This is a genomic window from Acetobacter conturbans, from assembly GCF_011516755.1.
Lineage (GTDB): Bacteria > Pseudomonadota > Alphaproteobacteria > Acetobacterales > Acetobacteraceae > Acetobacter > Acetobacter conturbans.
The window spans coordinates 138,644-165,356 of record NZ_WOSY01000003.1 but is presented as its reverse complement, the minus strand read 5'-3'; the positions used below and the strand labels follow the sequence as shown (position 1 = coordinate 165,356).

The window sequence follows — 26,713 nt, the reverse complement described above, 5'->3', positions numbered from 1 at the left end:
GTGACCGCGGCAGGGGACGAGAGGCACCAGGACGGCTGCGTCGGTATTCTTGCCGGCGGTGGCCCCCTGCCGGGGCAGGTCGCCGCCGCCGTCTCCGAAACGGGTCGTCCTGTTTTCATTGTGGCATTCCAGGATTTCGCCGAGCCGTCCGTCGTGGAACGCTGGCCCCACGCGTATGTCCGGCTTGCCGCCGCCGGAGCGATTCTCTCTCACTTACGCGCCCATAAATGCCGGGATATCGTGCTGATCGGCCCCGTAAGGCGGCCGTCTTTTCGTGACATCCGACCTGACGCCGAAGGTGCCCGCATACTGGCCCGGCTGGGACGAGCCCTGTTCGCAGGCGATGACGGGCTGCTCGGCGCTCTGGTGCGGGTCCTCGGTGAGGAAGGCTTCACTGTGCGGGGGGCTCACGAGTTCCTCTCCCGCTCTCTGGGGCACGCAGGACCTCTTGGACGTTGTGTGCCGGATGAAAATGCAGAAGCGGATATAGTGCGGGGCATCGAGGTGGTGCGGATGCTGGGGCGGCTCGATATCGGGCAGGGCTGCGTCGTGCAGAACGGCGTTGTCCTCGCTGTCGAGGCCATGGAAGGGACGGACGCCATGCTGGCCCGTGCAGGCACATGTCGGCAGCCGGGTGACGGCGGCGTTCTCGTGAAGCTGTGCAAGCCCGGACAGGACCGGCGCGCGGACATGCCCACCATTGGGCCACGAACGATTGAGGGCGCGGTCCGAGCAAAGCTGGCAGGTGTTGCGTTCGAGGCCGGTGGCACCCTGCTCACCGATCCGCAGGCGTGCGTTGCCGCAGCCGATGCGGCAGGTCTTTTTCTGTATGGGATTTCCGGGACGAACGCACCCGGGTCCTGATGCTCGCAGAAGGGAACTACGGAGTTACGTCGGGCTTTGTAGCTATAGCGGTTTTGCGCAACCCGATCATTGTCTGGTCATTGCAAGGAGAAAGTCTGTGGGAACATTTCTGCACACGATGCTGCGCACAAAGAATCTTGATGCGAGCCTGAGTTTCTACAAACTGCTGGGTATGCACGAACTCCGTCGCCGCGACGTCCCCGAGGGGAAATACACCCTTGTTTTCATAGGCTTCGCCAGCAATGCGGACGGACAGGCCGAAGTCGAACTCACCTACAACTGGGGGCAGGACGACGGTTATGAGGTCGGAACCGGGTTCGGGCATCTGGCTGTAGGTGTGCCGGACGTTGCCGCAGCCGTGGAAAAGGTCCGCAGCGGCGGCGGCAAGGTCACACGGGAAGCTGGCCCTCTCAAATTTGGAACCTCGATCATAGCGTTCGTCGAAGATCCGGACGGCTACAAGATTGAGCTGATCCAGAAAGCCTGACCTCAGGTTCGGGCTGCCTTAAGCCGGTCGGTGGCGCGATCCAGCGCATCGAGAATCTGACCGGCGCGGGTGCGGGTCGTCTCATCCGGGCTGAGCGTAAGCTGGTCGGCACACAGAACCGCAGGCGACAGAATGCCCCGCAGATCGTGCCGAAGTGTGGGGCTGATTTCCACCGCCGTGACGGGCTGCCGGAGAGGAGTTGGGGGTGCGTGAATCTCTTCCGCACCCTGTGCAGCATGCGCCGATAACGTCAGAAGAGCGCCGGTCGAGACGAATCCACCCGCGATGACCAGTAGGATTCGCGCCGGGAGAGGCAGGGGAACGAGCAGGGCGACCAGTCCGGCTCCCGTGACGAGAAAAAAAACGGCAAGCGCTGGCATAGTGCGGGTCATGACGGGTTCCTGAAGGCGACAATAGCATTGATGACCCGGCTTCGCTGCGAAAGCGTTGACGGGAGAAGGTCAGATGACTATAAGCCCGCGATCTAGACAAGGCACGGAACGACTCCGGCTTTGTTCTTTGTGAAGCCGAGTCAGAGATTTTAAGGGAGTGTCGCCGTGAAGCGCACGTATCAACCTTCCAAGCTGGTCCGTAAGCGTCGTCACGGTTTCCGTGCCCGCACTGCTACGGTTGGTGGTCGCCGCATCCTTGCGAACCGTCGTTCCAAGGGCCGCAAGCGTCTGTCAGCCTGAGGCTTCCGCCTCAGGACTATCGAGGCGAAGCGGCGGGGAATAAATCCATGAACCGGCGCTCGACCCGACTGAAAAAACGCTCCCAGTTTCTGGCCGTCGCGGCAAAAGCCCGCAAGGCGCCCATGCCGGGAGTTGTGTTGCAGGCGCTCCGTCGTGATGACGACGAAGCCGCCCGCATCGGTTTTACCGTTACCAAAAAAGTTGGCAATTCCGTCGTCCGTAACCGGGCGCGCAGACGCCTGCGTGAAGCGATTCGCGCCGTCGAGCTGGATACGTCCCTTGCAGGGATGGATCTCGTGCTGATCGGCCGCGCTGGCACGGGGGGGCGTGTTTTTTCCGACCTCGTCGAGGATGTGCGTCGCGCTCTCCAGAAGACAGGCGCGGTGTCGTGAAGCCCGGTGGCGGAAGCCGGTTCGCTTCCGCCTGCCTGATGAGGGGAATGCGGTTCTGGCAGGTCGCCATCAGCCCTGTCACAGGGCCTAACTGCCGTTTCCATCCGTCGTGCAGCTGTTACGGCATCGAGGCCGTCCAGAGGCATGGTCCGCTGAAGGGAAGCTGGCTCGCTCTCCGGCGCATAGGGCGCTGTAATCCATGGAATGCGGGGGGATATGACCCTGTGCCGCTTCCTGAGCCCACCAAAAACCGCATATAGTTTGCCCCGACATCTGGCAATCGGGCGCAATTCCGCTATGAGATACCGCGATTGTTGTGCCGGGTTCCGCAGTGACCCGGGAATGTTCCTTCAAAACAGAGAGGCCAGCCGGTCGGTATGGATATCAGACGCGTAATATTGGCGACGATTCTTTCGGCGCTGGTACTGGTCGGCTTTGAGTATTTCATGCCGGCGGAACACAAGAGTCCGGCAGCGATCGAGGGCAAGACAACCACCCTCGCAGCCCCGCCCGTAGCGGGTGACCAGCCAGAGGTGACAAGCCGCGCGGAAGCTCCGGCTCGCCTGCCCATCGACGCGGTCGATGTGAAAGGCTCCGTGAACCTGCGGGGCGCCCGTCTCGATGATCTGGTCCTGCGCGGCTATCATGAGACGGTGCAGCCCAACAGCCCGCTGGTCCGCCTGCTGGAATCCCGTAGCGAAAAAGAGCCGACCTATATCGAGTTCGGCTGGTACGGTGCACCGGGCGAGACGCTGAATCTGCCCGATGCCCATACTCTGTGGACCACCAGCGCGCAGAAGCTGGGTTCCGATGCCCCGGTCGTGATGACATGGGACAACGGCGCTGGCCTGACCTTTGAAATCGATCTGGCGATCGATCGTGACTACATGTTCACGGTCACTCAGAAAGTCCGTAACGCGACGGGCGCGCCGGTATCGCTGGTGCCATTCTCCCGCGTCGTTCGCGCCTACACCCCGGTCGAGACAGGCGGCATGCTGGTGCATGAAGGCCCCATCTCCGTGATCGGTGGCCGTCTGGGCGAAGAGTCCTACAAGTCCCTGCGTGAGGGCTCGACGGCTCCGAATTACGTCTCGTGGTCGAAGACCGGAACAGGAGGCTGGGCCGGTATCACCGATAAATACTGGCTGGCAGCCGTCGTGCCGGCGCAGGCTTCGGCAGTGACCGGCACGTATGGCTTCGATACGTCCGCCGGAGCCTATCAGGTTGGCTTCACGGGGCAGACGCCCCTCGTGGCCGCTCCAAACGGCGAAATCCAGATGACCGCGCATGTTTTCGCCGGCGCCAAGGAAGTCCGTCTGCTGGAGCGTTACCAGCATGAAATGAACATCCCCGATTTCTGGAAGGCCGTCGATTTCGGCTGGTTCGCCTTCCTGACCCGGCCAGTGTTCTTCGTGCTGGACTGGCTCTACCAGTTCTTCGGCAATTTCGGTCTGGCGCTGCTCACCTTCACGCTGATCGTCAAGGCAGTGTTCTTTCCGCTGGCGTCCAAGGGCTTCCGCTCCGCCGCCGCCATGCGCGATGTCGCACCCCGCATGAAGGAACTGCGCGAGCGCTATAAGGATGATCCGGTTCAGATGAACCAGCAGGTCATGCAGCTCTACAAGAAGGAAGGCGTGAATCCGGCCAGTGGCTGTCTGCCCCTGCTGATTCAGGCGCCGGTCTTCTGGTGCCTCTACAAGGTGCTTTACGTCACCATCGAGATGCGTCAGGCACCCTTCATCGGCTGGATTCATGATCTGTCCGCGCCGGACCCGGCCAATCTCTTCAATTTGTTCGGCCTGCTGCCATTCGACCCGACACAGTTCTCTTCATGGCTGTGGCTGGGCGCGTGGCCGATCCTCTACGGCATCACCATCTGGCTGATGCAGCGCCTCAATCCGGCGACGATCGATCCGGCCCAGAAGCCTGTGTTTATGATGATGCCGTTCATCTTCACATTCTTCATGGCGCGTCAGCCAGTCGGTCTGGTGATCTATTATTGCTGGAATAACCTGCTGACCATGTTGCAGCAGTACGTGATCCTGAAGACGCATGCGCGGAAAAAGAATGAGCCGGAAATCATTCCGCCCGTGAAGAAGAGCGGAAAGAAAGGCTGAATCGATGTCAGATGAACGGGACTTTTCCGCATCCCTTGAGCTGTCTCCCGAGCAGCTCGAAACGGGACGCTTCCTGTTCGCTGGGTCCTGCGACTTCTTTTATGGCGCCCAGCAGATCGGGCAATTGCCCGATCCGGGTGCGCCGGAAGTCGCTTTTGCCGGTCGTTCGAACGTTGGTAAATCCAGCCTCATCAATGCGCTGACAGGCCGGAAAAGCCTCGCCCGCGCATCCTCCGAGCCGGGGCGGACCAAACAGCTCAATTTCTTCGATCTGGCTGGCCGACTGGTCCTGGTGGATATGCCCGGCTACGGCTTTGCCAAGGCCGCCAAGGCCGTGAAAGAAGACTGGCAGGGGATGATGTTCGATTATCTCCGCGGACGCCCAAATCTGCGTCGTGTCATCCTTTTGCTGGATGCACGCGTCGAGACGAAGGCCTCCGACCGTGAGGTGATGGAACTGTTCGATAAGGCCGCCATCAACTTCCAGGTGGTGCTGACCAAATGCGACAATGTGAAGCCGAAAGCGGAAGAAGCGCGTTATCGCGAGGTCGTCGCTGAAGTCAGCCGTCATCCTGCCGCGCATCCCCTTATTTTGCCGACCAGCAGCCAGACCGGACGCGGGATGCCGGAGTTGCGCGCGGAACTCGCAGCATTTGCCCTGCCCGTTCAGGGCTGAGGCACCTTCCGGTCCCGGCAGGGCGTTTCTATTGTTCACAGGACAGGCGGAGTTGACATGACGGATCAGGGACTTCCCACAGCCGATGCCCTGCAGCAGGCGACGACGCTTGCCGGAGCACTCCCTTTTCTGCGGCGATATGCCGGTGACACGATTGTCGTGAAATATGGCGGCCATGCCATGGGTGACGCAAAACTGGCCCAGACCTTCGGCAAGGACATCGCCCTGCTGAAGCTGGTGGGGATCAATCCGGTCGTCGTTCATGGCGGTGGTCCGCAGATCAATCAGATGCTGGAGCGCCTGCAGGTCCACTCGTCTTTCGTGGACGGTTTTCGTGTGACCGACGCCGCAGCCATCGATGTTGTCGAGATGGTCCTGTGTGGGTCGGTGAACAAAGAAGTCGCGACGCTCATCAATGAGGCGGGTGCGTTGGCAGTCGGCATCTCGGGCAAGGACGGTGGCCTCGTGAAGGCCAGCAAGCTGCTGCGCAAGGTGAGGGACCCGGCCAGCGGGGTGGAGCAGACCATCGACCTCGGCTTCGTGGGCGATCCCGATGAGATCAATCCACAGGTGCTTTACGCGCTTTCCGGATCGGGTCTGATTCCGGTCATTGCACCAGTAGCAGGCGGCCATAACGGCGAAACATTCAATGTAAACGCTGATTCAGTCGCCGGCGCCATTGCTGGCGCGATCCATGCGTCCCGCCTGCTGATGCTGACGGATGTTCCGGGTGTGCTGGATAAAAACGGCAAACTGATCTCGGAACTGACGGCGGAAGAGGCACGCAAAGGCATTGAAACCGGCATGATCACCGGCGGCATGATCCCGAAGGTGGAAACATGCCTCAAGGCCGTACAGGCGGGCGCTAAAGCCGCTGTCATCGTCAATGGCCGCGTGCCACATGCCTGCCTGCTTGAACTCTTCACGAAGTCGGGGTCCGGGACTTTGATCCGCGCTGACTGATGCGCCCTTACTGGGGTGAGATGATCTGACTGTCGGTTTGTGATGGGGTGCCTTGTAAAAGGCACCCCATTTTTTATGTCAGCGCAGACGATCAACCGATTTCGGAATGAGAGAACGGTCTTCGCTGCTGACAGCGCTCTCTCTCCGGCTGCAACTTGTCGAGAAATAATGGAAGCGCATACCCCGTTGGAGGAGGTGGCTATTCCCTCGGTCCAGCAAGCGCCTCTCTTCCCTCTCAATGCATTGCGGGTAAGAGGCTGCGGCTTTTCCGATCAACTGCGTCATCCATAACCGCCTGTTCCGGCCGAGACGGCAAACGCCATAAAAAAAAGCCACGGAGAAAATTCCCCGTGGCTCTCTTTTTGCTTCCCGAAGAAAGCTGATGGATCAGACCATCAGCTTATTGCGGGTTGTCCACACCAGCATGGGTAGCCGGAGAGAACGTCCAGCCCGGACCATAAGGCTGCGGGATAAACACACCCCAGGTGGAGTCCTTGGTCGGCGCATCGTTCCAGCCACGAACGTTGGCAATAGCCTGACCACCACGCACCTTGGCAACGTCGCCAGCGGTGAGATTGGCCGGAGCTTTATTGCCCCACGATGTGCGGATGAAGTTCACGACGTCAGCAATCTGCTGATCGTTGAGGACCTTCTGATACGCAGGCATCGCAACAGCGGACGGGCCCCAGTTGGTCGGCGGAAGAACGCCACCTGCCGCCACAATGTGAGCGACGGATGTCGGGTTGTCAGACACGACGACCGGGTTGCCAGCCAGCGGCGGGAACATGCGATCCACCGCACCACCATCATTGCGATGGCAGATCGAGCACTGTTGCACATAGATGTCGGCGCCCGTCATGCCGCTGGTCTTGCCTGCATCCAGAGCCTGCGCAGTCGCAGGATCGTAGGTGTAGTCACCCTTGGCTTTCGGCACTTCCGGCAGGCTTTTCAGATACTTCGCCGTGGCACGAAGATCGTCCTCGGACCAGTACTGGGTGCTCCAGGCGACAACGTCGGCCATGCCACCGAACGCGGCGGAATGGTCAAGACGTCCGGACCGGAGGAACATCACAAGATCGTCCTCGGACCAGCGGCCAAGACCCATAACCGGGTCGCTGCGCAGGCTCGGTGCGATCCAGTTGTCGATCGGTGCGCCACCGGCAAGGAAGTCGGCTCCACCCGTTGCATCGTAAGACTTCTCCTGCATGGAGAAGCCGCGAGGCGTATGGCAGGCACCGCAGTGACCCGGACCCGTGACAAGATATTCACCGCGGGCAACCACGGGGTCTGTGCCCGAAGCTGGCGTGAATGCCTGGGGAGCAGGTGCGAACATCTTGCCCCACAGCGCCAGCGGCCAGCGCATGGAGAGCGGCCAGGAGATGTCGGCAGGCTTGTCAGGCTGTTCGACCGCAGGCACGCCATGCATGAAGTAGGCATAGAGCGCTTTGATGTCGTCATCCGACATGCGGGAGAACGACGGATACGGCATTGCCGGATACAGCGATGCACCGTCCTTACGGACGCCCCGACGGATCGCCTTGTCGAAATCTTCCAGAGTATAGTTGCCGATACCGGTCTTGGGATCCGGCGTGATGTTGGTCGAATAGATCGCGCCGATTGGCGTCTTGATCTGCAGACCGCCCGCAAAAGCCTTGCCATGCAGGTCGGTATGACACGCCACGCAGTCGCCGAGACGGGCGACATACGCACCTTTTGCGACCAGATCGCTGTCGCCAGCGTCCTGGGCATAGGCCGGAGCAGCACTCAGCGCTGTTCCCGCAAGAAGGCCGGCCACAGCTGCGCCAAGCGCAGCCTTGAGTCCCTTGATCATGGTTTCACCACCGCGTCGCTTTTGTTCCAAGGATGTCATTGTCAGAGACTCCCATTCACGGCGTGATGCCGAGCGCAGGAACGGTCGGCATGTTGCCCGGGTTCTTTCGGGCTTCTACTTCACGGTCATACGTCTCGTTGGCGCGCTTGATCAGGTACTGACGGATGGAGTCGACTTCCTCCGGGTTCATGGAGGTGTCGAAACGATCCATGCCATAGGCAGTCAGAGCGCCACGACCGACAACATTGTAGAACGCATCCTTATGACGGATGGCGCCCGACCAGCGAAGATCCGGCAGCATGCCGCCACCTTCCGCGTTATCGCCATGACAGGTCTGGCAGTAGGTCTGATACTGGAAGTAACCCGCGTCGACCGCTTTCTCGTCGAATTCGGCCGGCGGCTTAACGGGCAGGAAGCCCATGCTGTTCCATGTCGGCAGCTTCGCTTTGCCGTCGAGAGAGAACACAGCGATGTAGGAGTGGTTGACCGTCCATCCGCCCGTGCGGCTCATGCCACCCATGGAGATCGGATAGATGCCGCCCCAGCCCACTTCAATCGCGACATACTGCTTGCCGTTCACACTGTAGCTGACTGGCGGGGCGATGATGCCGCTCTGAAGGTTGTACTTGAACAGGTCTTTGCCGTTCGTGTCGTCGTAGGCATGGAATTCACCATTGGCCAGACCCTGGAAGACGAGATCGCCGCCTGTGGCGAGAACACCGCCATCCCAGCCGCCTTCACGTTCGATCGACCAGCTCGCCTGCAACTTCACCGGATCCCAGGCCAGGAGCCAGCCCTTCAGATCTTTCATGTAAGCCGTACGAGCTTCCGGGGTGTCCGGCAGACCCGTCTTGGTCATGTCGAGACCAAGGTTCCAGGAGTCAGCGTGAGGCTTGAAGCCACCCGACTGGTTCTTGTAACCGAACGGAATCTGGTGAGCCGGAAGATACACAAGGTGGGTCTTCGGGCTGTAGGCCATCGCCATGAAGTTATGCGCGCCCAAAGGACCCGGAATGCCATACCATTCCTTGCCGTTCAGCGTGTACAGAGCCTCAGGATTGTAGATCGGACGACCCGTCTTCGGATCCAGACCATAAGCCCAGTTCTCGTAGACGTAGTTCTTGCCCTGAATGAACTCGCCGGTCTTCGCGTCGATGACGTAGAAGAAGCCGTTCTTCGGAGCATGAACGATCACGTGGCGCGTCTCGCCGTTGATCGGCAGGTCAAGCGTCATGATCTGCTGGACCGAGGTGTAGTCCCACTGATCCATCGGCGTTGCCTGGAAATGCCAGACATATTCGCCGGTTTCCGGCTTCACAGCCACGATGCTGCCCAGGAACAGGTTATCGCCGATACCATTCGAACGATACTTGTAGTTCCAGGGAGACCCATTGCCGACGGCGATATAGACGAGATCCGTCACCGGATCATAGACGAGGGAATCCCATACGGTTCCGCCGCCGCCCTGACGCGTCCATGCGCCCGTCGGGCTCCATGTCTTATAGGCCTTGGTCATCAGCACGCTGTCGGATGCGGCATGATCAGGCTCGTTCTTCGCGTTCGGAACCGTGAAGAAGCGCCAGTCGAGCTTGCCGGTCTCTGCATCGAAAGCAGAGATGAAGCCACGGGCACCGAACTCGGCACCACCGTTGCCGATCAGGACGCGGCCTTTGGCAATGCGGGGCGCGCCGTCAACCGTGTAGGAACGCTGTTTGCCGAGAGCAGCTTCTTTGGGGATCGTGTTGACGCTCCAGACCAGCTTGCCGGTCTTGGCATCCAGCGCGATCAGACGGCCATCGAAGGTGCCGAAATAGATCTTGCCGTTCCAGTAGGCGATACCGCGGTTGACGGTGTCACAGCAGCCGCGGACGGCCACATTGCCCGGAACTTTCGGGTCATAGGCCCACAGCAGTTCGCCTGTGTCGGCTTTCAGGGCTTTGACCTTGGACCAGTTCGTTGAAGCGTAGAGAACGCCATCAACGATCAGCGGGGTACCTTCCTGGCCACGGTTGGAATCGAAATCGTAATACCAAGCCAGCTTGAGGTTGCCGACGTTGTCACGATTGATCTGGTCGAGCGGGCTGTAACGCTGCTCGGAATAGGTGCGGCCATAGGTAAGCCAGTTTTCCGGGTGATCATCGGCATGGATGATCGCTTCTCCGGTGGCTCCCTGCTCATCAGCTGCGCGGGCAATGCCAACGGGCTGACCAAGGGTGGCGGCAAGGAAGGTTCCTGCCGCGAGGAAGCCAAGAAGGGAAGTCTTCTTGGCAGGTGCGGGACGGCTCATATCGTATGTCCTCGAACTCACTGATTGCAGCTTAACTCGGCAAATCAATGCGGAATTACCGTTGTGTCGCAGTCAGCCGAGATGAACCAATGATGTCAATCGTGTCATCTGGGAACGCCCTATGCGTCTCCGGAAGGGGGGCGAGCGAGAGGCAGTATGAGGAATTGGGTTGAAGCCATCATTTGTAACGCAGGAAAAATCCGCTTTCACGTTGCGAAATCAGGGGCTGTGCGGGATGCGCAATGGTTCGGCATCCTCCGTTCCCATGCTGACCCACCGTTCGAAACAGATGAGTTTTCGTCCATATTTTGGGCTTTTGAAACGGCAACACTCACGGAAAGGTGAAATATCTGGGGGAGTTATTAAGGGGTGACGCACAAGGAATCGTCCGGACGCGCAGAGCGCAAAGCAGACGATGAAATGATGTTCATGAATAAAGCCGCGGATATGAGAGTGCTGTGACCGGAGCGTTTCTGTGTTATGATGCCTTATATAAGATACCCGCAGGTGGGAGCGGTCCTGCTTCTTGAAGTGTTTCCGACAGAGACACATATGAGTCGCAGATCGAGAAACCTGACTTGAAGTAAGGAGAAGGCATGTCATTCAGTCGCGACTTTCGTTCGTCGCCTTTCGCCACCGGAGCTCAATCCGCGACTGTGGATGCCGGGCTGCGGGCGTACATGCTCCGCGTCTATAACTGGATGGCGTCGGGGCTGCTGCTTACGGCCGTCGTTGCTTATATGATTGCCGAAACGTCCGCCCGCTCGCTCTTCTTCCATGTGCAGGGTTATCAGGTGGCGCCTACCGGTCTCGGCTGGCTGGCGATGATCGCACCCCTTGGCTTCGTCATGGTGATGTCATTCGGGGTCAACCGTCTTTCCCGTGCAACCGTTCAGACGCTCTTCTGGCTTTTCTGCGCCGTCATGGGCGCCAGCCTGTCGAGCATTCTGCTGCTCTATACAGGCGTGTCAGTCGCACGCGTCTTTCTCGTGACCTCGGCCACATTCGGTGCGACGTCCCTGTGGGCCTACACCACCGGCGCCAATCTGGTCCGCTTCCAGTCCTTTCTGATGATGGGACTGTTCGGTCTGGTCATCGCAGGTCTGGTCAACATGTTCATCGGCAGCCCGGCGCTCTATTTCATCTACAGCGTGGTTGGTGTCTTCCTGTTCATCGGACTGACGGCCTTCGATACCCAGCGTATCAAGGTCACATACCCGCAGTTCGCGTATTACGAAGGCCCCGAAGGCGCAGCCAAGCGGTCCGTGTATGATGCCCTCAACCTCTACCTGAACTTCATCAACCTCTTCCAGTTCATGCTGCAGTTCATGGGAACACGGAACAGCAACAGCGAGTGATGCTGTTGGCCTCACGGCCCCTGTGAAATATCCGTCGCGAGTCTGCCCCCGCTTTCCTGAGAGAGCGGGGGCTTTTTTTTGATATCCGCGGAACGCAGCAGGCGGGCGGGTCCGTCGCACATAATGCATGGCACGGATGAAAAATAACATTTATGCGAAAATGGTATTGAGCTTTCAGGAATCTGTGAGTTCTCAGAATGTCGGAACTTGGCGCCACATGTGGATAAAAATCCCGTGGGGTAGGTGTCTGAAATTTATAGAAACATTGCGTGATCGCTCATTCATGAGCAAGACATCCGTAAACAGCGAAAAACAGCGCCTCAGACCCGTTTATGATGCATTGTGATAACCATCTTGTGGGATTATTGAATCGTTGTAATGCAGCATGGCCGGAAAGTGGCCGTGGCCCTTCGGGGTGGCACGGTGTGAAACGAGCTTGCTGGAGAGGACTATGAGTATGTCAGAACCGAGGGGCGTACGATGAGAAACAAGTACCTGAAGGGGACAGCCAGACTGGCTGGTCTTGCTTCGGTGCTTCCACTGGCGGGATGTGACTGGGACGTCCTGGACCCGAAAGGGCCAGTGGGAGACCAACTGAAACACCTGATCGTTGAATCGACGATCGCAATGCTCATTGTGGTTGTCCCGACAATCATTATGGTCTGCTACTTCGCCTGGAAGTACCGCGCTTCGAATACCGAAGCAGAATACCTTCCCAAGTGGAGCCACTCGAACAAGATCGAAGTGGCGATCTGGGGTATCCCTACCCTGATCATCATTTTTCTTGCCGTGATCACCTACCAGACCTGCCACTCGCTGGACCCCTATCGTCCGCTTGATGCAGAAGCGACCACCAAGCCGCTTGAAGTCGAAGTTGTTGCTCTCGACTGGAAATGGCTGTTCATCTACCCGAACGAAGGTATCGCGACGGTCAACCAGCTCGCCATTCCGGTGAACACGCCGGTTCACTTCGTGATCACCTCCGACGCCGTGATGAATTCTTTCTTCATCCCGCGCCTCGGTTCGATGATCTACGCCATGGCCGGCATGCAGACACAGCTGCACCTGATGGCGACCGAAGCCGGTGACTATCTGGGTGAGTCCGCCAACTACAGCGGTCGTGGCTTCTCCGACATGAAGTTCCGCACACTCGCGATGCCGCAGGATCAGTATGCTGCGTGGGTCGAGAAGGTGCGTTCATCATCCGATCAGCTGGACGACCAGACCTATCCGCGTCTGGCAGCGCCTAGCGAGGCGGAGCCGGTCAAGTACTATGCTCACGTCGAGCCGAACCTCTTCGACGAGATCGTGGCGAAGTACAATAATGGCATGGTCATGGACAAAAGCACGGGCAAGATGATCCACGTCCAGTCCGCGATGTCCGACATGAACATGAAGGAGTAGGATCAAATGCTAGGGAGATTATCATTCGCGGATATTCCGTTGGATGTGCCGATCCTGGTCGGCACGTTCCTCGGTGTCGCGGTTATGGGTATCGCCGTTCTTGGCCTCGTCACTTATTACGGTAAGTGGGGATACCTCTGGAAAGAGTGGCTGACTTCGGTTGACCACAAGCGTCTGGCGGTGATGTACGTCGTCGTCGCTCTGCTTGCCCTGGTGCGCGGCTTCGCCGACGCCATCATGATGCGTACCCAGCTTGCGCTGGCCTACGCGGGTAACCCCGGTTATCTGCCACCTCATCACTATGACCAGATCTTTTCGGCCCACGGCACGATCATGATCTTCTTCATGGCGATGGCGTTCATGACAGCGCTGTTCAACTTCGTGGTGCCGCTTCAGATCGGTGCGCGCGACGTTGCCTTCCCGTTCCTGAACAACCTCAGCTTCTGGATGACGGCAGTCGCCTTCGCCCTGGTCAATGTCTCACTGTTCATCGGTGAGTTCTCCCAGTGCGGCTGGCTGGCTTATCCCCCGCTGTCGGAAACCCAGTTCAGCCCCGGTGTCGGTGTCGACTACTATATCTGGGCTATTCAGATTTCCGGTGTCGGAACGCTGCTGACGGGTGTGAACTTCTTCGTCACAATCGTTAAGATGCGCGCTCCGGGCATGACCTGGATGAAGATGCCTGTGTTCACATGGACGGCTTTCTGCTCTTCCGTGCTGATCATGGTCTCCTTCCCGGTTCTGACCGTGGCTGTCGCCCTTCTGGGCCTTGATCGTTATTTCGGGATGCACTTCTTCACGAATGACGGTGGCGGCAATCAGATGCTCTACCTCAATATGATTTGGGCGTGGGGTCATCCGGAAGTCTACATTCTCGTTATCCCCGCCTTCGGTGTGTTCTCGGAAGTCGTCCCGGCGTTCTCCCGCAAACCGCTGTTCGGTTACGCAACAATGGTCTACGCGACCTGCGCCATCATGGTGCTGTCGTTCGTCGTGTGGGTTCATCACTTCTTCACCATGGGTGCCGGTGCTGACGTCAACGCGTTCTTTGGTATCGCGACGATGATCATCTCCATCCCCACGGGCGTTAAACTCTTCAACTGGCTGTTCACGATGTACAAGGGGCGCGTTGAATTTCACGCCACGATGTACTGGGCTATCGGCTTCATGATCACCTTCACCATCGGCGGCATGACCGGCGTGATGATGGCAATCCCGGCTGCTGACTTCGTCCTCCACAACAGCCTCTTCCTCATCGCCCATTTCCATAACGTCATCATCGGCGGTGTGTATTTCGGCTATATCTGCGGTATGAACTTCTGGTTCCCGAAGGTCTTCGGCTTCAAGCTGAACGAGGCCTGGGGCAAGCGGGCGTTCTGGTGCTGGTTCGTTGGCTTCTACTTCGCGTTCGTTCCCCTTTATGTCCTCGGCTTCGAGGGTATGACGCGTCGTCTGAACCACTACGACAACGCGCAGTGGCACCCGTGGCTGCTGATCGCGGAAGTCGGCGCCGTCATGATCATGTTCGGTATCGTCTGTCAGGTTACGCAGCTCTATGTCTCGGTTCGTGACATGAAGCTGGCTGAAAATCGCGATGAGACGGGTGATCCGTGGAACGCTCGTTCGCTCGAGTGGTCAACGTCTTCACCGCCGCCGCCGTACAACTTCGCTATCGTTCCTCACGTTCATGAACTCGATGCGTTCATGCATGACAAAGAGAACGGTATCGATACGCGTCAGGCAGGTGGTCCGTACCAGCCGATCCACATGCCGAAGAACACCGTTGCCGGTTTCTTTGTCGGTGCGTTCAGCTTCGTGCTCGGCTTTGCTGCGATCTGGTATATCTGGTGGCTTGCAGTGATCGCTCTTGTGGGCATCTTTGCCACCGTGATTGCGCGTAGCGCTAATCAGGATGTCGATTACTACATCCCCGCCGAAGAGGTTGCCCGTATCGAGAACGAGCATACTCGCAAACTTATGGCACAGGCGGCTGAGTAATGGCGCACGACACAACTCTCTCTGACGCGCACGCGGAACACGAACACCACGAATTGCCGACGGTGTTTGGGTTCTGGGTGTACCTGATGACGGACTGCATCATCTTCGGATCGCTGTTCGCCGTCTTCGCTGTCCTCCGGAACCAGTTTGCCGGTGGACCCACGGGTAAAGAGTTGTTCGAACTGTCGGGGCTTGCGCTGGAAACAGCGCTCCTCCTGGTTTCGAGCATCACCTATGGCTTCGGCATGATCGCCGCCCACAAAGGCGAGATCAAATCGGTCCAGATGTGGCTGGGCGTGACTTTCCTGCTCGGCCTCGGGTTCGTATTCCTTGAACTCAAGGAATTCTCCCACATGATCGCCGAGGGTGCCGGCCCGGATCGCAGTGCGTTCCTGTCCGCGTTCTTTACTCTGGTCTCAACCCACGGTCTGCACGTCAGCTGTGGTCTGGTCTGGATCATCGTCATGATTGTCCAGCTTTCGGGCGTGACCGCGATTAATGAGCGCACAATGAACAAGCTCACGATGCTGAGCCTGTTCTGGCATTTCCTCGACATCGTGTGGATCTGCGTGTTTACCTATGTCTACCTGGCGAGCATGATCTGATGAGTACTGACCATTCAGCCCATGGGGGCTCAAGCCACGGCAGTGCAGGCTCGTACGTTATCGGGTTTGTTCTTGCCGTAATCCTGACCGCCGCAGCGTTCATGGTGGTGATGGGCCATAGCCTGTCACCCTCCGCGACGCTGACGACAATTGCAGCGCTGGCAGCAGTTCAGGTGGTCGTTCACCTGGTCTTCTTCCTGCACATGAACACGACCTCCGAGCAGGCGTGGAACAATAAAGTGTTCCTCTTCACGCTTGGTTTCGTCGTGATCCTCATTGTTGGCACGCTGTTCATCATGGGCAACACAGCCGCTCATATGATGTCGCGCTAAAACTCTTTGTCCGGGGCACTTCGGTGCTCCGGCATGAGGTGCAAAAAGCCCTCTGTCCGCTTGTCGGGCAGGGGGCTTTTTGTTTGGGGTTTCATGATTGTTCGAGCTTCAAACCTGCGGCTTTTATTTTAGGGCCCGGAAGATAATAACGGCTGTTTCACCGGAGATCTCTCCGCTTGCCCTACCCATCCGTACAGGCAGCCGACCCGTCACCGGACAAACTGTAAGCAGAGCGAGTTCTCCGGAACTCCAAAAGAAGCGGCACATTTCTTCGTCCACGAGTTCCGGAAAAACAGCCCAAAGAAATTGCCGTTTCTTGGAAATTTCAGGAGCAGCTTCAAAAGAGCCCTCTCATTGAAGCACGATGTATTTATAAAACCGCCCGCAAGCCAAAAAAAAGGCCCACCCCTAAGGGCAGGCCTTCTTCTGAAGCAGCGCTCTTTTCGAACTCAGCCTTTCTGGGGCTCGCTGGAAAGCAGTTCTTTCTTGTTCGGCTTATCTTTCCACTCTTCAGCATCAGCCGGAGCCTCACCCTTGCGGGTAATGTTCGGCCAGACCGCAGCATATTTCGAGTTGATTTCGGCCCAGGCGGTGGCGCGATCGTCACTGTCCGGGAAGATGGCCTCGGCAGGGCATTCCGGTTCGCAAACGCCGCAGTCGATGCACTCGTCTGGGTTGATGACGAGAAAATTCTCGCCAGCGTAGAAGCAGTCTACCGGGCAGACTTCCACGCAATCCATGAACTTGCAGCGAATGCAGTTTTCAGTGACCACGTAGGTCATAGTCATCTCCGAGTGTCAGGGCCTGACCCCAGGGTCAAAGCCGGGTGTGCGCGGACGGTCGGAACGCGGTCCGCAAATCGAGGCGCACCTATGCGGCGGATTTCCCGCAGACGCAAGCCATTGTGCCTGAAATCTTGTCAATGCGCAGGAATGGTTCCCATGCGGGGAAGTTCACGCCGCAGGCGGTCGCAGCAAGAGCACGGAGAGCGCCGCAAAAGGACTGTCCTTCATCCGGGGAGGGAGGGATTGTCGCTTTGAACTGCCGTTTCTGGCCTTGGCGGGACGGTTCTGCGCCAGCATCCAGAAAGGGCTGGGGCCAGCCATAGCGGCGGGCAGAGGGCGAGGAGCGGTGACGCGCAGCCCAAAGGAGCGCAGGATAGCTGGTATGTCCGCACTCTTTGTGCCGAGCCAGGGAGCGAAGTCCGCTGGTAGCGCAACATCGTGCTCACGAGAGCGGGTGGAAAGCAGCCGGATAAGCCGTTCGGCCATGTCGATGCGCAGGCGCACCGGTCCACAGGCAGGCCAGCCGAGCTGATCGAGTTGGGAAAAGGGAAAGCTGGCGATCGGGACCGAGACGGCGGAAGGCGGCGGCAACATTACCGGCGGCAGAGTCTGATGGACTGCAAGCAGGAGTGCCCGGAATTTCAGCGCACGAGGCTTCAGCAACGCAGGAAGATAAAGCTGCCCCAGCGTGCAGCGGACGCCGAGCCGCAGAAGGGGATGTTTTTTCGCCAGTGGAAAACGGGCCTGAGCCTGTCCCGCGCCCTCCATCATCTCGTGGAGCGCTCCCCGTGTCTCGGGATTGGCCGCCGCCCGACCCTGCGCCTGAAACAGAGGCGCCAGTTCGTGCTCGATATGACGCATGACGAACGCGGTGAGACGACTGCGCACAGTCTCACGTTGGCGCGTATCCAGCAGATCATCACCCTGTAGCTCTATGGTGGGATGCAGGGCATCGCGCCCGGCCCGTAGACGACCGATCACCGTGCCATCCCACTGGATCGCACCAGTGTCATGATCCAGTGCGAAAACCGTGTCATTCCCCGTCACGCAGGCGCGCACCCGCGCTGGAATTTCGGTGCGCATGGCGCGGCGTGCGGCCCGGGCAAGGGTAGCGCGGTCGGATTGCGGCAGGTCGCCATCAAGCCGCAGATGGAAACCCTCCATGTGTCCCACCGCATGCCCTTCGACAATCACCTCGCCACTGGCTTTGACGGCGGACAGCAGAGGAGCGTTGCTCTCGTTCTCCAGCAGCCGGATCAGATGAGCCGAGCGCCGATCGACAAAGCGGGCAGTGAGACGCTCATGCAGGGCATCCGAAACCTTGTCTTCCACGACACGCGTGCGGTCCCGCCAGAGCGAGGCATTCGCGAGCCAGTTGTCCCGGTTGGCGATGTAGGACCAGATGCGAATCCCCGCCAGCCGCTGCATGAGCGTGTCCACATCGCCATCGACGCGATCATGGCGGGCAAGCTGCTCCTCCAGCCATTCAGCAGGCAACCGACGCTGTTCAACAAGAAAACTGAAGACCCGTGCGCAAAGCTGCGCATGACTCCGCTCGCCCAGCTTCCGGAAATCGGGAATCTGACAGACGTCCCACAACAGCTTCGTCCGCGCGCGTCCGGTCGCCGCTGCGAGGATCTGTGGCTCATTGAGAAGGGCTGCGAGCGTGAGGGCATCGCTGGTCGGTTCGCTCGCCTGAAGCCCCCGCATCGGCGGAGGAAGAGACAGGCTCGCCATCAGCGCGCGAGGGCTTGAGAAATCCAGCGCGTCATTGCGCCAGATCAGCCGCTCCAGCGGATCGAACTGGTGGGTCTCCACCGCCTCTATGATGTTGTCGGGGATCGGAGGACATCGCCCCGTCGTGCCGAACGTGCCGTCCCGTGTGCCCCGGCCCGCACGCCCGGCGATCTGCGCAACTTCGGCGGCAGCCAGCGGGCGTCGTCGCGAACCATCGAACTTGGACAGCCCCGCGAAGGCGATATGGGCGATGTCCATGTTCAGCCCCATGCCGATGGCATCCGTCGCGACGAGATAGTCCACTTCCCGGTTCTGGTAGAGTTCCACCTGCGCGTTGCGGGTGCGCGGAGACATCTGCCCCATCACCACCGCACAGCCCCCGCGACGGCTGCGGATCAGTTCCGCGATGGCATAAAGTTCGGCTGCGGAGAAAGCGACGATGGCTGAACGCGGAGGCAGTTTCTCCAGCCGGATCGCACCCGAGCAGGTGAGGGCGGACAGGCGCGGGCGCGTATCAATGGTGATGCCCCCAATCAGACGCCTCAGCACGGGCGCAATGGTCTCCGCACCGAGAAAGAGCGTCTCCTCCGTCCCGCGTGCGTGCAGAAGACGCGATGTGAAGACATGGCCGCGTTCCGGATCAGCACAGAGCTGGATCTCATCGACGGCGAGGAACGAAACGCGCCGGTCCACAGGCATGGCTTCCACCGTGCAGGAAAACCACCTCGCGTCCGGCGGCACGATCTTTTCTTCGCCGGTGATCAGCCCAACCCGGCCCGCGCCCTTCCGCGCCACCATGCGCTCGTAGTTTTCCCGCGCCAGAAGACGCAGCGGAAAGCCGATGATGCCCGATGGATGCGCCAGCATGCGCTCGATGGCGAAATGCGTCTTGCCAGTGTTGGTGGGGCCGAGAATAGCGTGAAGATGATGGTCCGCGCCGCCGTAAGGCATGGCGAAGGAACCATCGGCGTCCGCAGGGGCACGGGCCGGAAGCGGAAGGGCGGGAAACCCTGACATGCAGCCATGGTCTGATGGCTCAGTGAGAAATGCAAGGGGGTGTCGTGTCCGGCGCGAATATTGCACCCACCCCCATTCGGGCGCAGCTTTGCAGCAATAAACAAGCCACTGTCTGCATCGTTGAACAATCAGGAGAAGCCGCATGAGCGCGAAGGGACTGGAATGCATCGTCACGGGCCGCGTGAAGGAACCGGTGCGCCTTGTGCATGGTGTCCGCGACGCCAGCGCGAAAACGCTGGCGGCTCTGGTGGGCGACATCGGAGCACAGTTCGCGTCCGCAACCGGCTTCACGGCGAAGCCGGGCCAGCTCACGCTCGTCCCCAATGCGTCAGGAGTGGTGACGGGCCTGCTCGGTCTCCCACCCGAAGGAAAAGACGATCTGTTCGTGTTCGGTGGCCTGGCGAAAGCCCTGCCCGATGGAGTGTGGAGACTTGAACTCCCCGAGGATGTCAGCCGACGGGATGCCGTGCTTGGCTTCGCCCTCGGCGCCTATCGCTACAGGGTGGGCAAGACGATCCCCGCACGGGTGAAGCTGCACGAAAAGGCAGCAGACCCGGTGGCACTGGAAATGGCCCGCTCCATCTGGCTCGGACGCGACCTGATCAACGCCCCCGCGAACCTGATGGGACCGGAGGAACTGGCGGATGCGGCGCTGGAGGCGCTGGAACCGTTCGGGGCGAAGGTCAAAATCATCAAGGGCAAGGCGCTTGATGAAGCCTATCCGCTGATCGCTCACGTGGGGAACGGCTCGGAGCGTCGCCCCCGCGTGGTGGTCGCTCACTGGGCGGGTTCGAAGGCAAAGAAAGACTCGCCGCTGCTGTCGCTGGTGGGCAAGGGCGTCTGTTTCGACTCCGGCGGCTACGACATCAAACCAGCCTCCGGAATGCTGCGGATGAAAAAGGACATGGGCGGCGCAGCCACAGTGCTGGCGCTGGCCCGCCTCATCATGGCGCGAAACCTGCCCGTCCGGCTCGAGGTGCGGCTGGGCTGCGTGGAAAATTCCGTGTCCGGTTCGGCAATGCGACCGCTGGACGTCGTGCGGGCGCGCAACGGCCTGACAGTCGAGGTCGGCAACACCGACGCGGAAGGCCGCCTCGTTCTGGCCGACCTGCTCACCGAGGCCAGCGAGGCCAGACCAGCTGCCCTTCTGGATGTGGCGACCCTGACAGGCGCGGCCCGTGTGGCGCTGGGTCCGGATATCCCGGTGCTGCTCGGAAACGACGACGATGTGGCGAATGCACTGCTGGAGGCAGGAAAGACTGTCGGTGATCCCCTCTGGCGGCTGCCTTTGTGGGATGGATACCGTGACTGGCTGAAGAGTTCTGTCGCCGACCTGAACAACATCTCGTCAAAACCATTCGCAGGTGCCGTGACTGCCGCTTTGTTTCTTGAGCGTTTTGTTGGAGCTGACGTGCGCTGGGCACATATCGATAGTTACGCATGGAATGATTCGACCCGTCCGGGACGGCCGGAAGGCGCAGAAATCCTAGGATTAAGGGCAATGTACGCCGCCCTCCCGCATGTGCTGCGCATGTCGGATTTATTAAATTCGTGAGAAGAACGACCTGACAATGCAACTATTCATTTGTTACGGGTGTAAATCGGATACGGACGGCTTATATGTCGTCTCAACATGAAGCAGCAGCCGGTGACAAACCGGCAGGCAGGGCGGTTATCTCCCTGTCTTTACAGCACAGGGAATGATTTCGATGGCGCAGGCCAAGACGACTCTTCGGACGACAGCAGCCGCGAAGGCGGCAAGCAAGGCCCCGACAAATGCGACGGCTGACAAGCTGGTCGGCACGCTCCGCGATACGATGGTCTCGCTCGTGCGCCGTGATGGTCCGGATCTGTCCGCTCGTCAGCTTGCCGTCTTCCTCACCTGCTACCTGCAGGAAGAGGGCCACACGGTGCGTGGTCTCGCAGCCGAACTGAATGTGTCCAAGCCCGCCATCACCCGTGCGCTCGACCGCCTCGGTGAACTCGATCTCGCACGCCGCAAGGTCGATCCGCTGGATCGTCGCTCGGTGCTGGTGCAGCGCACGCTGAAAGGCGCCGCTTACCTCCGTGAAATCCGTTCCATCATGGGCGAGACCAGCACGGTGGCCAAAAAGGAAACAGAGACCCGCGTCGTGCGCGCTACCCGCCGCGCTGCCTGAACGTCCGTCAGAGCTGTTTTAAAAAGGCCGTCTCCCACCCGGGAGGCGGCCTTTTCTTTTTTCGCGGAGCACGCATGCGCTGATACGCTTGGCGGGTGAAAAACCTTGTGCCTCAATACCCCGAGATGAACCGGAGCCCGGGTGGCGTGTTAGGCTACATAGCGAGCCTTATCGTTACATCTCTGGTTCCGCTGGGAAAACACGAGGAGTCCCACATGCGCTTTGCACCGTTTGCCGCAGTTGCGGTCCTTTCCGCTGCGACGTTCGCCCTGCCTGCTCACGCGGCTGACACGGCGCTCGGGGAGCAGTCCGGTACGATTACGATCACAGTGAAATCAGCCGATGTCGGTGTTGGTTACACATGGGGCGATGCCCAGCTTGTCTTCCACAAGCACGTTTATCATTACAAAGTGACGGGCGGGGAAATCGCTGCCGTCGGGTTCTCCAACTCGGTCAGCAAAGGCACCGTCTATAACCTTCACAAGGCCGCGGACATGGCCGGCACGTTCGCCGCAACCAGCGGAGAAGCCACGCTCGGCGAGGGTCTCGGAGGAGCCGTTCTGGAAAACAAGAATGGTGTCCGCCTGAAACTCGAATCCAGCACCACGGGCGCACGCCTCTCCGCAGGAGCCGGTGGCCTGAAGTTCGAACCCCTCAAATAAGACGTCACGACCTGACGACGACAAACCGGAAGCTGAAAGGCTTCCGGTTTTTTTGTGTCAGCCGGTCACCATTTGCCGACGGGATGTCGGCTGGCGCGCCGGATGACAAACGCCGTCCAGAGCAACTGCGGCAACGCCACACAGAAAATGGTCAGCGCCGTTGCAGCCTCGGGCCGCAGACAGAGCAGCGCATAGGTCCCGGCGCCCCACAGGACAAATGCCCAGTGCAGGAGCGTGATGGCGGGCATCGGTACGCCGGAACGGAAAGCGATCTGGTAGAGATGCCCCCGATGCGCCTGTAGCAGCTTCTCCCCGGCGCACCCCCGGCGCACGAGGGTGAAACCGACGTCATACAGCAGCCCGGCCGTCAGGCAGGGGACCAGCAGGGCAGCATGGAAGTCCGGCATGGTCGGCGCGAAGTCAGGGGTGGCGAGCAGCAGGGCAGAAGCCGCGACCAGCAGGCCGCAGGGCTGACTGCCGACATCCCCAAGAAAGATCCGTGCGTGGGGAAAATTCAGCGGCAGGAATGCCAGAAGCCCAAAGCTCAGCAGGGCTGCGATGAGGCGCAGTTCCGGCGTGTCGGACGGCCAGAACGGCAGCGCCAGACACAGGAACACCAGACAGAGCGTGCCCGAAACAAGCCCGTTGAGCCCATCCATGAAGTTCACCGCATTGGTGACGAAAACAATCCAGATCACCGCGCAGAAGCCCGCGAAAAGGGCAGTCATCGTGCTGTCGAATGTGCCGACGGGCAGGGTCGCGGCAGTGACCAGAACGGCGGAAAGACACTGCGCCCCCAGCTTGATGAGCGGAGACCACTGATACACGTCGTCCAGCCAGGAAACGGCCGCCAGCAGGGCGGCCGCCACCCAGATGGCCATGCTGTCAGGCGTGAAAGCCTCCAGCCCGCAGACATGCCGCATCGGAAAGAACAGCAGCAGGAACGCCCCCATCACCCCGATGCCGCCGCCCTTGGGCGTGGGGATGGTGTGCGAACTGCGGTGTCCCGGCGTATCGAGCACCGCCACGGAGATCATCCGGCGGCACAGCAGGGCCGATACAGCATAGGCGAGGAGCAGCAGGCCGAAAGAAGGAGACAGATGAAACATCACGACGCCGGAACCGGAATTGAAAAAACCTCGGCCTCATTAGCTTCTAGCCGACGCATAGCTGGGCTATAGGGCGAGCGTGATGGTCTCGCAACGCCCGCCGGAAGCCGCGCCGAAGAGCACCCGGCTGCGGCCCCTCAACCGAATACTGGTCAACGTCCTGCTCGATGGCAGCGTGGCCGCTGTCGCCGCGCCACTGGCGCGCTGGCTCGCCGCCCCCCGTGACGGCCTGTTGCATCCGCTGTGGTTTCTCGCCGGAGGGGCAATCACCCTCCTCGTCAGCGGCCTGCCGTTCCGGATGCCACAGCAATACTGGCGGTTCTCCGGAATCTCGGACCTGCTCGGCATCGTCGGAGCCTCCGCGGCCAGTTCGGCCCTGTTCACCGCAGGACTCTGGGCCACAGGCTTTCCGCTCCCCAGCCCGACCTTCCCCATCATCTACACCCTGACCCTGATCGGTATGCTCGGCGGCCTCCGCACGGCCTATCGCCTGATCAACGGCATCACACGCCGCAGCGTGACCCAGAAACGCATCATGCTGGTGGGCGCCGACCAGATCGCGGACCTCTATCTGCGCGCCCTCGACCGGACGCCGGAGTCGGGCATCCGGGTCACGGGCCTGATCGGGCAGGGAACGCATCAGGCCGGGCGTCGCATCCATAACGTGCCGATCCTCGGGCATGTGACCGATGTCGCAGCACTCCTCGACGGACTGGCACGGCGTCAGGGGCTGCCGAACACGCTGGTCATCACCGATTCCAACTTTCGCGGCGAGAAGCTCGCCCGCGTGCTGGAAGCGGCGGAGTCTCACGGTATCGAGGTCATGCGCGCGCCGGTGCTCACGGCTCTGACGCCCGCCGACAAGATCGAACTCCGGCCCGTGGCCATCGAGGATCTGCTCAACCGTCCACAGGTGCCGCTCGATCACGCGGGCATGGAACGGATGATCCGCAATCAGGTCGTGCTCGTCACCGGCGCGGGCGGCACCATCGGGTCGGAACTGGCACGGCAGATCGCCGGCTTCGGACCGCGCCACCTCGTGCTGCTCGACCACGGCGAATTCGCCCTGTGGCAGATCGATGTCGAACTGGGAGAAGTCGCCTCCGCCGTGCCGCGCAGCGTCGTGGTGGCCGATGTGCGCGATATCGAGCGCATCGACGAGGTGTTCGCACAGTTCCGTCCGGCTCTCGTATTCCACGCGGCAGCGCTCAAGCATGTGCCGATCGTCGAGGCCAATGCCTGCGAGGGCCTCCTCACCAACGTGCTCGGCACGCGCATCGTGGCGGACGCGGCCCGCCGTCACGGCGCGCGGGCGCTGGTGATGATCTCCACCGACAAGGCCGTCAATCCGTCCAGCCTGATGGGCGCGAGCAAGCGGGCGGCGGAGATGTACTGTCAGGCGCTGGACATCGCCACCCGCAACGCTGGCGAGGCATTGCGATGCGTCACGGTCCGGTTCGGCAATGTGCTGGGCTCAACCGGCTCGGTCGTGCCGCTGTTTCGCAGGCAGCTTGAACGGGGCGGCCCGCTGACGGTCACGCACCCCGATATGCGCCGCTATTTCATGACCGTGCCGGAAGCGGTCGGACTGGTCCTTCAGGCCAGCGTGCGCGGAACGGACGGACCCGGATTCGAGCATGACGCACCCGGCGGCGTGCAGCCAGAACGTATCGCGGGCACCGACGCCCTGCTGCGTGACGGCGGCATCTTCGTGCTCGACATGGGAGAGCCGGTAAAGATCGTCGATCTGGCGCGCCAGATGATCCGCCTCGCCGGACTGCGCCCCGATGAGGATGTGAGGATCAGCTTCACCGGCCTTCGCCCCGGCGAAAAACTGTTCGAGGAACTGTTCCACGGTCGCGAAGCCCCCGTGCCGACCGACGCACCCGGCCTGCTGATGGCCGCCCCACGGGTGGTGGATTACGCCGAGGTGGCGCAGACAGTGGACCGTATCGCCGTTCTGGCGCATGCCGGGGATGCCGCTGCGGCCATTGTGGTTCTCAGGAATCTCGTGCCGGAATTCGATCACAACGCGACCGGTGAAGTGCGTGGAGTCGTGTCCAGCGCCGATCAGGACAGGGAGAGACTGACCTCATGACCACGACAGGCGGCGAAAAGCCGATTGCGTTTCTTGACCTGCCCGCTCAGCAACGCCGTCTGGGCGCGCCCCTGCGGCAACGGATCGACACGGTTCTGGAGCATTGCCGCTTCGTCCTCGGCCCGGAAGTGACCGAACTGGAAGAGCGGCTCGCGCAGTGGGGCGGGGTGGCCCACTGCGTGGGCGTGTCGTCCGGCACGGACGCGCTGCAGATCGTCATGATGGCGGAGAATATCGGACCGGGCGACGCCGTGTTCCTGCCCGCCTTCACCTACACGGCAACCGCCGAAGTGCCGCTGCTGCTGGGCGCGACACCCGTTTTCGTCGATGTCGATCCCGCGACCTTTCAGATCGATCCGGCTAACCTGCGCCAACGGATCGAAAAGGTGCGCAGCGACGGCATCCTGCGCCCCCGCGCGCTGGTCGGCGTCGATCTGTTCGGCCAGCCCGCCCCATGGGACGCCCTGCGCAGTATCGCGGCGGATTACGACCTTTTCCTCATGGATGACTGCGCCCAGTCCTTTGGGGGCGCGTATCACGGACGCAAACTCGGCGCGGAAGCCACGGCGACCACGCTGTCCTTCTTCCCCTCCAAGCCCCTTGGCGGCTACGGAGACGGCGGCGCGATCCTGACCGACGATGCCGAGCGCGCCGATCTGTACCGCTCGCTGCGGACGCATGGCGAGGGCAAGACCCGCTACGAGGTCCTGCGCACCGGCATGAATGGCCGCCTCGACACATTGCAGGCCGCCGTGTTGCTGGCCAAGCTGGACGTGTTCCCGGAAGAACTGGCGCGGCGTGACGCCATCGCCGACGCCTATGACGCCGGTCTCCGCGGTGTGGTGACGGTCCCGGCCCGCGTGCCGGACAGCGCCAGCGCCTGGGCGATCTATTCAATTTTGTTCCGGAATTCGGCGGAACGGGCAGCGACACAGGAGCGGATGAAGGCGGTCGGTGTGCCGTCGGCAATCTACTACCCGTTGCCGTTGCACCATCAACCGGCCTATCAGCCGCATCATGACGGGGTAGCGCTGCCGGTGGCGGAATCGCTTTCCCAGCGGATTCTGGCGTTGCCGATCCACCCGGAACTGACAGATGCGGAGGTCGCCCGGGTGATCGCCGCCGTACGTGGCTGAAGGA

General features: G+C 60.6%; 24 protein-coding genes. 18 read left to right on the top strand and 6 right to left on the bottom strand.

Features of this window, described 5'->3' with window-relative positions; genetic code table 11:
• Nucleotides 1–864 (top strand): UDP-2,3-diacylglucosamine diphosphatase LpxI domain-containing protein, encoded by an 864-nt coding sequence (locus GOB81_RS04345; protein WP_173569148.1) that lies wholly within the window; start codon nt 1–3, stop codon nt 862–864.
• Nucleotides 865–961: 97 nt separating this feature from the next.
• Nucleotides 962–1,351: a lactoylglutathione lyase gene (gloA, locus tag GOB81_RS04340; protein WP_173569147.1), complete on the top strand. Its 390-nt coding sequence runs from the start codon at nt 962–964 to the stop codon at nt 1,349–1,351.
• A gap of 2 nt (nt 1,352–1,353) precedes the next feature.
• On the opposite strand, the gene GOB81_RS04335 is transcribed toward gloA, so the two are convergent.
• Nucleotides 1,354–1,743, bottom strand: coding sequence for a hypothetical protein (locus GOB81_RS04335; protein ID WP_173569146.1), 390 nt, complete (start codon nt 1,741–1,743; stop codon nt 1,354–1,356).
• 165 nt (nt 1,744–1,908) lie between these two features.
• On the opposite strand from GOB81_RS04335, the gene rpmH reads away from it, so the two are divergent.
• The 6 genes from rpmH to argB all read left to right on the top strand — a co-directional run bounded on the left by rpmH (nt 1,909) and on the right by argB (nt 6,191).
• Nucleotides 1,909–2,043 carry a 50S ribosomal protein L34 gene (gene rpmH, locus GOB81_RS04330; RefSeq protein ID WP_173569145.1) on the top strand — a complete coding sequence of 45 codons (135 nt, stop codon included), beginning with the start codon at nt 1,909–1,911 and terminating at the stop codon, nt 2,041–2,043.
• A 47-nt stretch (nt 2,044–2,090) separates the two neighbouring features.
• Nucleotides 2,091–2,435, top strand: a complete 345-nt coding sequence (gene rnpA / locus GOB81_RS04325; RefSeq protein WP_173569144.1) for a ribonuclease P protein component — start codon at nt 2,091–2,093, stop codon at nt 2,433–2,435.
• 38 nt (nt 2,436–2,473) lie between these two features.
• A complete protein-coding gene (gene yidD, locus GOB81_RS04320) occupies nt 2,474–2,695 on the top strand; it encodes a membrane protein insertion efficiency factor YidD (protein WP_173569269.1) in 222 nt (73 codons plus the stop codon).
• A gap of 117 nt (nt 2,696–2,812) precedes the next feature.
• A complete protein-coding gene (yidC, locus tag GOB81_RS04315; RefSeq protein WP_173569143.1) occupies nt 2,813–4,552 on the top strand; it encodes a membrane protein insertase YidC in 1,740 nt (579 codons plus the stop codon).
• A gap of 4 nt (nt 4,553–4,556) precedes the next feature.
• Nucleotides 4,557–5,228 carry a ribosome biogenesis GTP-binding protein YihA/YsxC gene (yihA, locus tag GOB81_RS04310; protein ID WP_173569142.1) on the top strand — a complete coding sequence of 224 codons (672 nt, stop codon included), beginning with the start codon at nt 4,557–4,559 and terminating at the stop codon, nt 5,226–5,228.
• A gap of 57 nt (nt 5,229–5,285) precedes the next feature.
• A complete protein-coding gene (gene argB / locus GOB81_RS04305; RefSeq protein ID WP_173569141.1) occupies nt 5,286–6,191 on the top strand; it encodes an acetylglutamate kinase in 906 nt (301 codons plus the stop codon).
• A gap of 400 nt (nt 6,192–6,591) precedes the next feature.
• Here the strand turns inward: argB and GOB81_RS04300 are convergent, their stop codons facing one another.
• On the bottom strand, nt 6,592–8,022 hold the full coding sequence (locus tag GOB81_RS04300; RefSeq protein ID WP_242010059.1) for a cytochrome c: 1,431 nt from the start codon (nt 8,020–8,022) through the stop codon (nt 6,592–6,594).
• A gap of 55 nt (nt 8,023–8,077) precedes the next feature.
• Complete coding sequence (locus tag GOB81_RS04295; protein ID WP_173569139.1) at nt 8,078–10,309, bottom strand: PQQ-dependent dehydrogenase, methanol/ethanol family; 2,232 nt, start codon at nt 10,307–10,309, stop codon at nt 8,078–8,080.
• A gap of 596 nt (nt 10,310–10,905) precedes the next feature.
• Here GOB81_RS04295 and GOB81_RS04290 point away from each other — a divergent pair.
• From GOB81_RS04290 to cyoD, 5 genes are all read left to right on the top strand, one after another.
• Entirely contained in the window at nt 10,906–11,667 is a 762-nt protein-coding gene (locus GOB81_RS04290) for a Bax inhibitor-1/YccA family protein (RefSeq protein ID WP_173569138.1), read from the top strand.
• A gap of 480 nt (nt 11,668–12,147) precedes the next feature.
• Complete coding sequence (gene cyoA, locus GOB81_RS04285) at nt 12,148–13,071, top strand: ubiquinol oxidase subunit II (protein WP_173569137.1); 924 nt, start codon at nt 12,148–12,150, stop codon at nt 13,069–13,071.
• A gap of 6 nt (nt 13,072–13,077) precedes the next feature.
• Entirely contained in the window at nt 13,078–15,069 is a 1,992-nt protein-coding gene (gene cyoB, locus GOB81_RS04280) for a cytochrome o ubiquinol oxidase subunit I (RefSeq protein ID WP_173569136.1), read from the top strand.
• The gene (cyoC, locus tag GOB81_RS04275; protein WP_173569135.1) at nt 15,069–15,674 is read left to right on the top strand and encodes a cytochrome o ubiquinol oxidase subunit III; all 606 of its coding nucleotides are present in this window, start codon (nt 15,069–15,071) and stop codon (nt 15,672–15,674) included. The genes cyoB and cyoC overlap by 1 nt, the downstream gene beginning before the upstream one ends.
• On the top strand, nt 15,674–16,006 hold the full coding sequence (gene cyoD / locus GOB81_RS04270; protein ID WP_173569134.1) for a cytochrome o ubiquinol oxidase subunit IV: 333 nt from the start codon (nt 15,674–15,676) through the stop codon (nt 16,004–16,006). The genes cyoC and cyoD overlap by 1 nt, the downstream gene beginning before the upstream one ends.
• Before the next feature lie 449 nt (nt 16,007–16,455).
• On the opposite strand, the gene fdxA is transcribed toward cyoD, so the two are convergent.
• Entirely contained in the window at nt 16,456–16,788 is a 333-nt protein-coding gene (gene fdxA / locus GOB81_RS04265; protein ID WP_173569133.1) for a ferredoxin FdxA, read from the bottom strand.
• Between the two features lie 171 nt (nt 16,789–16,959).
• The gene (locus GOB81_RS04260) at nt 16,960–19,545 is read right to left on the bottom strand and encodes a helicase-related protein (protein WP_173569132.1); all 2,586 of its coding nucleotides are present in this window, start codon (nt 19,543–19,545) and stop codon (nt 16,960–16,962) included.
• Between the two features lie 142 nt (nt 19,546–19,687).
• Here GOB81_RS04260 and GOB81_RS04255 point away from each other — a divergent pair, with 142 nt between their 5' ends.
• The 3 genes from GOB81_RS04255 to GOB81_RS04245 all read left to right on the top strand — a co-directional run bounded on the left by GOB81_RS04255 (nt 19,688) and on the right by GOB81_RS04245 (nt 22,366).
• Complete coding sequence (locus GOB81_RS04255; protein ID WP_173569131.1) at nt 19,688–21,100, top strand: leucyl aminopeptidase family protein; 1,413 nt, start codon at nt 19,688–19,690, stop codon at nt 21,098–21,100.
• A 262-nt stretch (nt 21,101–21,362) separates the two neighbouring features.
• On the top strand, nt 21,363–21,704 hold the full coding sequence (locus GOB81_RS04250; protein WP_242010058.1) for a MarR family transcriptional regulator: 342 nt from the start codon (nt 21,363–21,365) through the stop codon (nt 21,702–21,704).
• Nucleotides 21,705–21,919: 215 nt separating this feature from the next.
• Nucleotides 21,920–22,366, top strand: a complete 447-nt coding sequence (locus GOB81_RS04245) for a hypothetical protein (protein WP_173569129.1) — start codon at nt 21,920–21,922, stop codon at nt 22,364–22,366.
• Nucleotides 22,367–22,431: 65 nt separating this feature from the next.
• On the opposite strand, the gene GOB81_RS04240 is transcribed toward GOB81_RS04245, so the two are convergent.
• The gene (locus GOB81_RS04240; RefSeq protein WP_173569128.1) at nt 22,432–23,475 is read right to left on the bottom strand and encodes an MraY family glycosyltransferase; all 1,044 of its coding nucleotides are present in this window, start codon (nt 23,473–23,475) and stop codon (nt 22,432–22,434) included.
• Between the two features lie 82 nt (nt 23,476–23,557).
• Between GOB81_RS04240 and GOB81_RS04235 the strand changes: the two genes are divergently transcribed.
• The gene (locus tag GOB81_RS04235) at nt 23,558–25,573 is read left to right on the top strand and encodes a polysaccharide biosynthesis protein (RefSeq protein WP_173569127.1); all 2,016 of its coding nucleotides are present in this window, start codon (nt 23,558–23,560) and stop codon (nt 25,571–25,573) included.
• Nucleotides 25,570–26,709, top strand: coding sequence for a DegT/DnrJ/EryC1/StrS family aminotransferase (locus GOB81_RS04230; RefSeq protein WP_173569126.1), 1,140 nt, complete (start codon nt 25,570–25,572; stop codon nt 26,707–26,709). Before GOB81_RS04235 ends, GOB81_RS04230 begins: the two co-directional genes overlap by 4 nt.
• The last annotated feature ends 4 nt before the right edge of the window (nt 26,710–26,713 follow it).